The sequence below is a fragment of the Neorhizobium sp. T6_25 genome (assembly GCF_002968555.1).
Lineage (GTDB): Bacteria > Pseudomonadota > Alphaproteobacteria > Rhizobiales > Rhizobiaceae > Neorhizobium.
This window is the reverse complement of the sequence record NZ_PVBL01000002.1, coordinates 159,530-170,589: the sequence shown is the minus strand read 5'-3', so window position 1 is coordinate 170,589 and position 11,060 is coordinate 159,530. Positions and strand designations below refer to the sequence as shown.

Below are 11,060 nucleotides of genomic sequence, written 5' to 3'. Positions count from 1 at the left end.
ATGGTTCAGGAAAACGGCCGTTGACGCAAGCAGGCCGCTGTAATTAATTGCAAACAGCATCTGTGCATTTTTGAACAGACGGGAACGCATTGAGCAACAATCAGAACTTCACCTGGGACGATCTGCAATATTTCCTGGCCGTGGCCCGCAGTGGACAGCTGTCCACCGCGGCTCGTCAATTGCGCACCAGCCACGCGACCGTGTCCCGGCGCATCGACCGGCTGGAATTCGCCCTCAAGGTCAAACTGTTCGAGCGCAATCCACGTGGCTATGTCCTGACCGGCATGGGCCAGCGCTTCATCGAGACGGCGGAGCGCATCGAGACCGAGGCCGACCGGCTGCAGGCGGATGTCGCCTCCGGCACCACGGCGCAGCGCGGCGTGGTTCGCTTAAGCACGCCGGAAGGGTTTGCGAATTTCTTCTTCGCCGACAAGATTCGGAGCTTCTGCGACAGCCATCCGAACATCTCGCTGGAGCTGGTGACGATCCAGCAGATCATGTCGCTGTCGCGCAAGGAAGCGGATATCGCCGTCTCGCTCGATCCACCGAAGGACGGGCCTTATCTGACGGAAAAGCTCACCGACTACAATCTCAACGTCTACGGCTCGAAATCCTACCTGGCCAAGGCCGGTCCGATCCGCTGCCGGCAGGATCTGCTGTCGCATCCCTTCATCGGCTATATCGAGGACATGATCTTCGCGCCCGGGCTAGACTATCTTGGCGACGTCCATCCGGGCATCAAGGCGCGTTTCCAGAGCTCCAGCATCTTTGCGCAGCTAACCGCGACGCTGAACGGTCTCGGTCTTTGCGTGCTGCCGAACTTCATCACCCGCACGCGGCCGGATCTCGAGGTCGTGCTGCCGGAAGAGGTGGAACTGAGACGCGGCTACTGGCTGATGTGCCATCGTGACCTGAGCCAGATTCCCCGGGTGCGGATGGTCAGGGATTATATCTTCCAGTCCGTCAAGGCCAATCAGGACGCCTTCCTCAGGAGTTACCAGGCTCCCGAGGAAGGCGCTCGCCGTTACTCCGCTGCCATCGGCAGGTCGTCGCGGCTTTCGAAGAGGTCGCCCTGATTGGCGGGCGACCGGTCGTCCTTGTTCTTCTTGGGCTCGCGGCCGAAGAACAGGGCGTAGGCAGCCGGCAGGACGAGGATCGTCAGCACCGTTGCAACCAGGATACCGCCCATCATTGCGTAGGCGAGCGGCCCCCAGAACACGCCGCGCGAGATCGGGTACAGCGCCAGCACGGCTGTCAGCGCCGTCAGCATGATCGGCCGGAAACGGCGTACGGCTGCGCCGACGATCGCCTCCATCCGCTCCATGCCCGCCGCGATGTCCTGGTCGATCTGGTCGACGAGGATGATCGAGTTGCGGATGATGATGCCGAGCAGCGCGATGACGCCGAGGATCGCCACGAAGCCGAACGGCGCGCCGGTCAGAAGCAGCGCCATGGCAGCGCCGATGATGCCGAGCGGGCCGGTTGCCAGCACCATCATCGCCTTGCCGAAGTGCTGCAGCTGGATCATCAGCAGCACGAGGATGACCAGAAGCATGATCGGCGCCTTGGCAGCGATCGAGTTCTGGCTTTCGGCTGCATCTTCCGCACCGCCCTGGATTTCGACATGATAGCCGGCAGGCAGGCTGGCACGCAGGTCGGCCATGCTGCTGTAGAGGTTCATCGACACCTGGGTCGGTTCGATGCCATCCGGCAGCGTTGCCTTGACGGTGATCGTCGGCAGGCGGTCACGACGCCATTCGATGCCCTGCTCGAGGACCGGCACGACCTTGGCAATCTGCGAGACCGGGACGAAGCCGCCGAAATCCGTCGGCACATAGACCGATTGGACCGCAGAGAGCAGGTTGCGGGTTGCATCCGGCTCGCGGACGACGATCGAAACGGTCTCCTCGCCATCGCGGAAGTCGCTGACCGGAGCGCCGGAGACTGCCGTCTGCAGCATCTGGCGGACACGCTGCGAGGTGACGCCCAGAGCCCGGGCACGATCCTGGTCGATCACCAGTTTCATGGCTGTCACCGGTTCCATCCAGTCGTCATGGATCGCGCCGAACAGCGGCTGCTGCTGGTAACGTTCCTTGACCTGGTCGGCGATGCGGCGCACTTCCGCCGGGTCCGGGCCGGTGACGCGCATCTGGACAGGCCAGCCGACCGGCGGGCCGAGGAACAGGCGGTCGACCTTGCCACGCACGGTCGGGAAGTCCTGCGCAAGGATGGCGCGCAGCTTGACGATCAGACGCTCGCGGGCATCGACGTCCTTCGACATGATCAGGAGCTGCGCATAGTTGGGGTTGCGGAGCTGCTGGTCGAGCGGCAGGAAGAAGCGCGGCGCGCCCTCGCCGATATAGGTCGCGACGAAGGTCTTGTCCGCATCGGGCAGGATCTTGTCTTCAAGTGCTTTCGCCTGGCGTTCGACTTCCTCGATCGCCGTGCCTTCCGGCAGCCACATGTCGACCAGGATTTCCGGCCGCGAGGACTGCGGGAAGAAGCTCTGCGGGATGAACTGGAACGACCACAGGCTGCCGACGAAGGCGCCGAGGGTGAGAAGCAGCACGATAGCCTTGTGACGCACGGACCAGCCGACCGCATGCCGGACGCCGCGATACATGCGGGTGTCGTAGGCATCGTGATGGGTGCCTGCGTGCGCCCGCTGCTTGAGGATCATGTAGCCGAGCCAGGGAGTGAAATAGACGGCCACGAACCACGACACGACGAGCGCGATGCCCACCACGTAGAACAGCGAGCGCACGTATTCGCCGGCGGTGGAATCGGCGAACCCGACCGGGATGAAGCCAGCAGTGGTGATCAATGTGCCGGTCAGCATCGGAAAGGCGGTGGACGAGTAGGCGAAGGTGGCGGCATCGAGGCGCGCGAGCCCCTCCTCCAGCTTCCGTTCCATCATCTCGACGACGATCATCGCATCGTCGACGAGCAGGCCGAGCGCGATGATCAGCGCGCCGAGCGAGATGCGCTGCAGCTCGATGCCCATGTAGAACATGATCGCGAACGTGGCTGACAGAACCAGCGGAATGGTGATGGCGATGACGATGCCCGAACGCCAGCCGATCGAGATCAGCGAGACGATGAGGACGATGACGAGAGCTTCCAGCAGGGCCTGGGTGAACTCGCCGACCGCTTCGGTGACGACTTCCGGCTGGTTGGAGACCTGCTCGACGGAAACGCCGACCGGCAGCGTCTGTTCGAAGCGCTCGTAGGTGGCTTCGACCTCGTGCCCGACGTCGGTTACCTTGAAGCCCTTCGCCATGACGACACCAAGCTGGACGCTGTCGTGGCCATTGAAGCGGAACTTGCGCTGATAGGGGTTTTCGAGACCGTTGGTGACGGTGGCGATATCGCCGAGCCGGATCACCTGGTCGCCGGCGCGAAGGCGCAGCTCGCGGATATCTTCAGGCGTCGTGACGCCGCCTTCGACCGCAATTCGCACCGAGCGCTCGGCAGTCTCAATGTTCCCGGCGGGATCGATATTGTTCTGGCCGGAGAGCGCGTCGCGGATGTTGAGGACGGTGAGGCCGCGCTCGGCGAGCGCCTTGGACGAAACGTCGATGAAGATCTTCTGCGGCTGGTCGCCGAGAATGACCGCCTTTTCGACGCCGGGCGTGGCGAGCAGCATGTCGCGCGCCTGGATCGCGAACTGCTTCAGTTCAGGATAGCTGTAGCCCTCGCCGCTGATCGAATTGAGGGTGATGTAGGTATCACCAAACTCGTCGTTGAAATAGGGACCAAGCAGGCCGGCCGGCAGATCCTGTGTGATGTCCCCGATCTTCTTGCGGACCTGGTAGAAGGCGTCGTTGACCTCGGCGGTATTGGTGTCGCCCTTGATCTGCACCGTGGTAATCGCCACGCCGGCGCGGGTATAGGACTTGACCCAGTCGAGATGCGGGGTTTCCTGCAGCTTGCGCTCGACCTTGTTGACCACCTGGTCCTGCATCTCCTGGATGGAGGCGCCGGGCCAGACGGTCTGCACGACCATGACGCGGAAGGTGAAGTCGGGATCTTCCTTCTGGCCCATGTTCATGACGCCAAGCGCGCCCATGACGATGATGAGGCCGAAGAGGAAGCGGGCGATGCTCGGGTGGGCGATCGCCCAGCGGGACAGGTTGAACCCGCCCTTTTTCGGGGGATTGGCCTGATGAGAGGAGCTCATGGTCTTGGGTCCTTTAAGCCTGGCGATCAGGGCGCGAGCGATGCGGTGGTAAGGCTGCTGACGCTGCCGAAGCGGGAGGCGATGGCTTCCGGCAGCTTGACCTTCATGTCTTCTTTCATGAACTGGGTGCCGGCCGAGACGACGAGGTCGCCCTTGGCAATGCCTTCGGCAACGCGAACGCCGTCGTCGGAGAAGTCGGCGACCTTGACGGCGCGCGAACTGACGGTGCCCTTGCCGCGGTCGACGATCCAGACGACGGACTGGCCGTCCTTCTTGGAAAGCGCCGCAAGCGGAACGGCATAGGTGGCAACGGCATTGTCTTCGTCCGCCTCGATCGTCGCGGTCATGCCGAGCAGGACCCGCGGGTCGTCCGGCAGGCTGACACGAACTGCAAAAGTACGCGATTGCGCATCGGCACTGCCGGCCACTTCGCGGACCTTGCCGTCAAGGACGAGATCGGTAGCCGACCAGAAGCGAGCCTTCACCGTCTTGCCCGGCTTGAACTGGGCGACGTCCATTTCCGGAACGGCGATCTGCACTTCCTTGCTGCCCTCGACCGCGACGGAGAGGACCGGGGTGCCGGACGCGACCACCTGGCCGATATCGGCGCTGACCGTGGTGACGATGCCGTTCTGGTCCGACTTCAATTCCGTATAGGCGACCTGGTTGCGGGCCTGGTCGAGCGCCGACTGGGCCGATTCCCTCTGCGAGATGGCCTGGTCGTTGGCAAGTTGCGCCTGTTCGAACTGCGATTGGGAGGAAATGCTCTTCTCGGCAAGCGTCTCGGCCCGGCGACGAGCGAGGCCGGAGATTTCCACCTGCTTCTGGGCGGAGGCGAGATCGGCTTCGGCGCGGCGCACCGCGAGCTGGTAATCGACGGCGTCGAGCTTTGCGAGCACGTCGCCGGGGCGAACGCGCTGGCCGACATCGACGAGCCGCTCTGTGATCTTGCCGGCGACGCGGAAGCCGAGGTTCATTTCGGTCCGTGCCTTGACGGAGCCGGAATATTGAAGCCTGCGGCCGTGATCGGCAGCGGCAACCTCGGTCACTTTGACCGGACGGACGATTTCCGGGGCCTCGGCTTTCTTCTCTTCCGAGCAGGCCGTCAGCGCGCCGAACGCGGTCGCGACTAAAAGGCCTTTGATGAGAAACGAGACATTATGTCTGGTCTTTACGAAAAACATGGTTCCGCACTCCTGGTGGCGGGTTTTCGATCAAGACGCCTCTTTTGGGCGCCCCGGAATTATTTCAGGCGAATTATCTGAGGGCCCTGAGGCCGAATTCCACGAGATCCTCGGGCTTGCCGATCCGGGTCTCCAGAAGGCAATCCGCAATGAGCTGCGGATGACAAAGCATGACCACGGACGACATGAAGCATTCGGCTGCGAGCTGGTGATCCTGCTCGCGGAACTCGCCGGCTTCGATGCCGTCCTTGATAAGGTCAGCAATGACGAGGCGGATGCGTTCGAGATGCTGCTCGATGACTGGCCATTGCTGCTCGATGGCGATCACCACCATCTCATGCACCTTCTTCTCGTCGAGCATGGTCTCGAGCGTGAAGCGGTGCTGCTGCAGGACGTGATTACGCAGCCGTTCAGCTGCGCTCACCGGCCGCTTCGCGTTGGCGAGTGCCGCCTGATAGCTGCCGTCGAGCATGCGGTGTGCCAAGGCCTGATGGATATCGGCCTTAGACGAGAAGAAACGGTAGATATTGGCGGGCGACATGCCGAGATCGCGCGCGATATCCGCCACGTTCGTCTTGGTGTAGCCGTAATGCTTGAACAGCCGCTCCGCCGCATCGAGGATGCGGGCGACATTGTCCTGCCGTGAGGTGTCCAGGGTATTTTCGTTGGTATCCATACCGCTGAAGTCTTTCGTTTTACGTGTGACGATTTTCATCTTTCGTCATTCGTAAAGGAAAACCTGTTCCCCGTCAACCGTGTCGGCTCGTCGCCGTTGGTGCGCAAGATAAAATGTGGGAAACAGGGAACCAAAATGGGACTTGGACATTAGGTCGCGTTAGACCACGAGGTTCGTGGGGTGGGGAAGAGTAATGATCCTGCTGCATGGTCACAACTTTTCGTTGTTACAGCGCGTTAGACCACAAACTTCGTGGGCCGGGGACGATTGATGAGTATGCCGCAAAGTTATGACGTTTCGTTGCTTGATGAGGAGCGTTATCGTCTTCTCATAGACGCCATCACAGACTATGCGATCTACATGATCGACCCTGAGGGCAAGATCGTCAGCTGGAATCCCGGCGCACAGCGCTTCAAGGGATACGAGGCATGGGAAATCCTCGGTGAGCACTTTTCCCGCTTCTACACACCGGAGGACCGGTTGGCGCGTGCGCCCGAGCACGCTTTGCGGACCGCTGCGACGGAAGGCCGCTTCGAAAAGGAAGGCTGGCGGGTCCGCAAGGACGGCGGCCGTTTCTGGGCTCATGTCATCATCGACCCTATCTGGGGCCGTTCCGGCGAACTTCTCGGCTTCGCCAAGGTGACCCGCGATCTGACCGAACGGAGAAAAGCCGAAACGGAACTTCGATTGAGCGAGGAGAAATTCCAGCTCCTCGTTCAGGGGGTCACTGATTATGCCCTCTACATGCTCGGCCCTGACGGTTGCGTCAGCAACTGGAACGCGGGTGCCGCGCGCATCAAGGGCTATACGGCGGACGAAATCGTCGGCCAGCATTTTTCAAAATTCTACACGCCGGAAGATCGCGAGCGCGGCGAACCCAACCGTAGCCTGGAGACCGCACGGCGGGAGGGGCGATTCGAGAGGGAGGCCTGGCGGCAGCGCAAGGATGGCACGCGCTTCTGGGCGCATGTGATCATCGACGCGATCCGCAACGAGGAAGGCACGCTTCTCGGTTTCGCCAAGATCACCCGCGACATCACCGAAAAAGTCGAGGCGCAGAAGGCCCTCACCCAGGCGCGCGAGGAACTTTTCCAATCCCAGAAGATGGAGGCGATCGGCCAGCTGACCGGTGGCGTCGCCCACGATTTCAACAATCTGCTGATGGCCGTGCTGGGCAGCCTGGAAATACTGAAGAAACGCCTGCCCGACGATCCGGCGCTGACGCCGCTGCTGGACAATGCCATTCAGGGTGCCGAGCGGGGTGCTGCCCTCACCCAGCGCATGCTGGCGTTCTCCCGGCGCCAGGAATTGAACATGCAGGCCATCGACGTGCCGGCACTTGTCCGCGGCATGATGGATTTCGTTCAGCGCTCGCTCAGCGCCTCCGCCTCGGTGGAAACCCGGTTTGCCAAGAACCTGCCGCATATCGCGAGCGACCCGGTTCAGCTAGAGACCGCGCTCCTGAACCTTGTCGTCAACGCCCGAGACGCGATGGCCGGCGGCGGCACGATCGTCATCAGCGCCGAGGAGTATTCGGCCGACGAGAAGACCGATAGGCTGAAGCCCGGCCGATATGTCCGGCTCTCGGTCGCCGATAGCGGCGAAGGCATGGACGAGGAGACCCTGATCCGGGCGACGACGCCTTTCTTCACAACCAAGGGTGTCGGCAAGGGGACGGGGCTCGGACTTTCCATGGTGCAGGGCCTGACCGAACAGTCGGGCGGCAAACTCGAAATCGAAAGCCAAAAGGGCAAGGGCACCACTGTTTCGCTCTATCTGCCTGCGGCAGATGCAAACGATTGTCCGCAGTCTTCGGAGAAGAACATGCCTTCGCCAGTTGCAACTCCCCGCGGACGCCTGACCATTCTCGCCGTCGATGACGACGCGCTGGTCCTGATGAACACCACGCTGATGCTGGAGGATCTCGGCCACACCGTGATCGAAGCCTATAGCGGCACCGACGCCCTGAAGGAGCTGAGAAGCGGCGCCCATGACATTGATCTCGTCATCACCGATCATTCGATGCCGCGCATGACCGGCTCCGAACTGGCCGCCGTCATCCGCGAAGAAAGACCGGGCCTACCGGTGGTGCTGGCAACCGGCTACGCAGAACTGCCCACCGGCGGCGACAACCGCCTGCCGCGCCTGCCGAAGCCCTTCTCGCAGAACCAGCTTGAGGAGATCATCGCCACGGTTCTCGCCGGCGGGCGCTGAACCAATCGCCCTCGCCGCGCGTTGTCGTGCCGTGTCAGAACGGAGTACGACAATGGTCTTCAAGCATCAGCATTTTCACGAGACGCCCCCTGAAGTCGAGGCGGAGTTTCCGCCAAGCGCAACGCTCGAAGGGGCGGTCTCCGATGCGCTGGCGTCTGCCGGCGGTATCGATGCAAGCGACGTCGCCGTCATCGCCCGTGGCTCCGAGGTCACGTTGAGCGGCACGGTCCAACTGGAAAGCGAGATTGCACGAGCCGAGGAGGTGGCGCTCGGCGTCGCCGGAGTGGCCTCCGTGCACAACGAACTCCGTTTTACCCGCCCGCGGTGATCTCCCGACACCGAAGATGAACCAAAAAGGCCCCGGGCGTCGGACGCTCGGGGCCTTTATATTGGGGCCTGCCTATCGCGGCAGCGCGTAGGCGATCACGTAGTCGCCGGGCTTGGTGCCGACCGACCCGTGCCCGCCGGCCACCATCACCACGAACTGGCGTCCGTCATCGACCGCATAGGTCATCGGCGTCGCTTGCCCGCCGGCCGGCAGCCGCGCCTTCCACAGTTCGCGGCCGTTGGTGAGGTTGTAGGCGCGCAGGTAGTTGTCGACCGCAGCGCCGAGGAACGCCACGCCGCCCTTGGTGATCATCGGCCCGCCGATGCCGGGCACACCGACCTTGAAGGGCAGCGGCAGCGGCGTCATGTCATAGACGGTGCCGTTGCGGTGTTTGTAGGCGATCTGGCCGGTCCTGAGGTCGACGCCCGAGACGTAGCCCCACGGCGGCGCCTGGCAGGGGATTTGCAGCGGCCCAAGGAAAGGCCCCATGAAGACGCCATAGGGCGCCCCTTCGTTGCGGTTGAGGCCCTGTTCGCTGCCCTTCTCCCCCTGACCTTTTGGCGCGATCTCAGATCGGGGCACCAGCCTTGAGGTGAAGGCGAGATAGGTCGGCATGCCGAACATCACCTGCCGCTCCGGATCGACCGCAACGCTGCCCCAGTTGAACGTGCCGAAATTGCCCGGATAGATGATAGAGCCCTTCAGCGAAGGCGGGGTGTATCGGCCGAGATAATTGTATTGATGGTACCGGATGCGGCAAACCATCTGGTCGAACATCGTGATGCCCCACATGTCCCGTTCCTCGAGCGGCCTTGGCTTGAACGACAAGGCCGAGGTCGGCTGCGTCGGCGCGGTACGATCTTCCGGGATGGCACCTCCGGGCGCCGGTTCCTCGGTGATCGGGATGATCGGTTCTCCGGTGCGCCGGTCGAGCACGTAGATGTCGCCCTGCTTGGTCGGGCCGACCAGCGCCGGCACGACCGTATTGTCCTGCTTGGTGATGTTGAGGAGAACCGGCTGAGCGGGGACGTCCATGTCCCATAGATCGTGATGCACCGTCTGGCGCACCCATCGATCGGCGCCGGTATTGAGGTCGAGCGCGACGATCGAGGAGGAATATTTCTCAACATTCTCACTGCGGCCCATGCCGAGCTGGTCCGGCACCTGGTTGCCGAGCGGGATATAGACGAGGCCCAGTTCCTCGTCGACGCTGAACACCGACCAGCTGTTCGGGGAGTTCGTCGTGTAGGTCTGGCCGGGTTGCAGCGGCTGCGTCTGAGACGGGTTTCCCGAATCCCAGTTCCAGATCAACTGCCCGGTATTGACGTCGAAGGCGCGGATGACGCCGGACTGCGACTGGGTGGAATAGTTGTCGTTGACCGCCCCGCCGATGATGATCTTGTTGCCGGCGACCGCCGGTGGCGAGGTCGAGTAGTAGTAACCGGCCGGATTGTACCGCATGCCGCTGGTGAGCTGCAGCGTTCCGTTGTCTGCGAAAGAGGTGCAGACTTGGCCGTTCGCGGCATCGAGCGCAATCAGCCGCGCGTCCGATGTCGGCAGGTAGACCCGTTCCGCACACGGGCTGCCGGCAGCGGCGGCGGCGTCCTTGTAATAGCTGACACCGCGGCAGGTCTGGTGCTGGCGGTCCGGGTTCATGCCGGAATTAGGGTCGTACTTCCACTTCTCCTTGCCGGTCGTCGCATCGAGCGCGATCGCAAGATTGTGCGGCGTGCAGAGATAGAGCGAATTGCCGACTTTGAGCGGCGTCACCTGATAGGTGGTCTCGCCCACGTCGTCCGGCCGTTTCACGTCCCCGGTCTGGTAGCGCCAGACTTCCGTGAGCTTGGCTACATTGTCGACCTTGATCTGGTCCAGCGGCGAATAACGCTGGCCATAGGGCGTCCGTCCATACTGATGCCATTCCCCGGGCGGCACGTTGCCGCCCATCGGCGGAGCGGCAGCGACCGACTGTTGCGGAAGCTCGCCGCTGCGGTCGAGTGGATCGAGGAACATCGAAACTATGGCGACGACGATCGCGATCATCAGCGAAATACCGAGCGGCAGGGCACTGGCGCCGTAGCGCATGCCGGTCGGACTTGAAAAGCCGAGCGGGGTGCGGACCCAGGGGGTCAGAAGCCAGAGGCCTAGCACGATGATCAGGCCGCCGCGCGGGCCGAGCTGCCACCAGTCGAGCCCGACTTCCCAGATCGCCCAGGCGAGCGAGGCCAGCACGATCACGGCATAGACCCTGAGTGCCATGGCGCTCCTCAGGAAAAGCAGGATGCCGGTCAGCACGAAGCCTAGACCGCAGATGATGTAATAGGCGCTGCCTCCAAGCAGCAGCAGTTGCCCGCCGCCAACGGCCAGAGCCAAGCCGATCAAAATAAAAACGACCGCCGTAATCCTGATAGCCATAATCAAAACCCTATCCGAACTGGAAAATCCCCGGGCGCGAAAACCTCGCGGTACCCCGAGCCC

Annotated in this window: 7 protein-coding genes; 3 read left to right on the top strand and 4 right to left on the bottom strand. The window is 62.6% G+C overall.

Annotated features, from left to right (window positions below; genetic code table 11):
• Window positions 1-89: 89 nt before the first annotated feature.
• On the top strand, window positions 90-1,076 hold the full coding sequence (locus C5L10_RS02975; RefSeq protein WP_105428480.1) for a LysR family transcriptional regulator: 987 nt from the start codon (window positions 90-92) through the stop codon (window positions 1,074-1,076).
• Here the strand turns inward: C5L10_RS02975 and C5L10_RS02970 are convergent.
• From C5L10_RS02970 to C5L10_RS02960, 3 genes are all read right to left on the bottom strand, one after another.
• Window positions 1,025-4,180: an efflux RND transporter permease subunit gene (locus C5L10_RS02970; RefSeq protein WP_105428479.1), complete on the bottom strand. Its 3,156-nt coding sequence runs from the start codon at window positions 4,178-4,180 to the stop codon at window positions 1,025-1,027. The two genes, C5L10_RS02975 and C5L10_RS02970, sit on opposite strands and share 52 nt — an antisense overlap.
• 26 nt (window positions 4,181-4,206) lie before the next feature.
• Window positions 4,207-5,364 carry an efflux RND transporter periplasmic adaptor subunit gene (locus C5L10_RS02965; RefSeq protein WP_105428478.1) on the bottom strand — a complete coding sequence of 386 codons (1,158 nt, stop codon included), beginning with the start codon at window positions 5,362-5,364 and terminating at the stop codon, window positions 4,207-4,209.
• Between the two features lie 73 nt (window positions 5,365-5,437).
• Entirely contained in the window at window positions 5,438-6,040 is a 603-nt protein-coding gene (locus C5L10_RS02960) for a TetR family transcriptional regulator (RefSeq protein WP_105428477.1), read from the bottom strand.
• A gap of 270 nt (window positions 6,041-6,310) precedes the next feature.
• Between C5L10_RS02960 and C5L10_RS02955 the strand changes: the two genes are divergently transcribed.
• Both C5L10_RS02955 and C5L10_RS02950 read left to right on the top strand, forming a co-directional pair.
• Window positions 6,311-8,254, top strand: coding sequence for a PAS domain-containing sensor histidine kinase (locus tag C5L10_RS02955; RefSeq protein ID WP_105428476.1), 1,944 nt, complete (start codon window positions 6,311-6,313; stop codon window positions 8,252-8,254).
• A 52-nt stretch (window positions 8,255-8,306) separates the two neighbouring features.
• Entirely contained in the window at window positions 8,307-8,582 is a 276-nt protein-coding gene (locus tag C5L10_RS02950) for a BON domain-containing protein (RefSeq protein WP_105428475.1), read from the top strand.
• A gap of 72 nt (window positions 8,583-8,654) precedes the next feature.
• On the opposite strand, the gene C5L10_RS02945 is transcribed toward C5L10_RS02950, so the two are convergent.
• Window positions 8,655-10,997 (bottom strand): glucose/quinate/shikimate family membrane-bound PQQ-dependent dehydrogenase, encoded by a 2,343-nt coding sequence (locus C5L10_RS02945; protein ID WP_105428474.1) that lies wholly within the window; start codon window positions 10,995-10,997, stop codon window positions 8,655-8,657.
• Window positions 10,998-11,060 lie beyond the last annotated feature (63 nt).

Bases quoted from the DNA above. Each gene is read 5' to 3' on its own strand.
- C5L10_RS02970 (WP_105428479.1), bottom strand. From the start codon at position 4,180: ATGAGCTCCTCTCATCAGGCCAATCCCCCGAAAAAGGGCGGGTTCAAC.
- C5L10_RS02965 (WP_105428478.1), bottom strand. From the start codon at position 5,364: ATGTTTTTCGTAAAGACCAGACATAATGTCTCGTTTCTCATCAAAGGC.
- C5L10_RS02960 (WP_105428477.1), bottom strand. From the start codon at position 6,040: ATGGATACCAACGAAAATACCCTGGACACCTCACGGCAGGACAATGTC.
- C5L10_RS02955 (WP_105428476.1), top strand. From the start codon at position 6,311: ATGAGTATGCCGCAAAGTTATGACGTTTCGTTGCTTGATGAGGAGCGT.
- C5L10_RS02950 (WP_105428475.1), top strand. From the start codon at position 8,307: ATGGTCTTCAAGCATCAGCATTTTCACGAGACGCCCCCTGAAGTCGAG.
- C5L10_RS02945 (WP_105428474.1), bottom strand. From the start codon at position 10,997: ATGGCTATCAGGATTACGGCGGTCGTTTTTATTTTGATCGGCTTGGCT.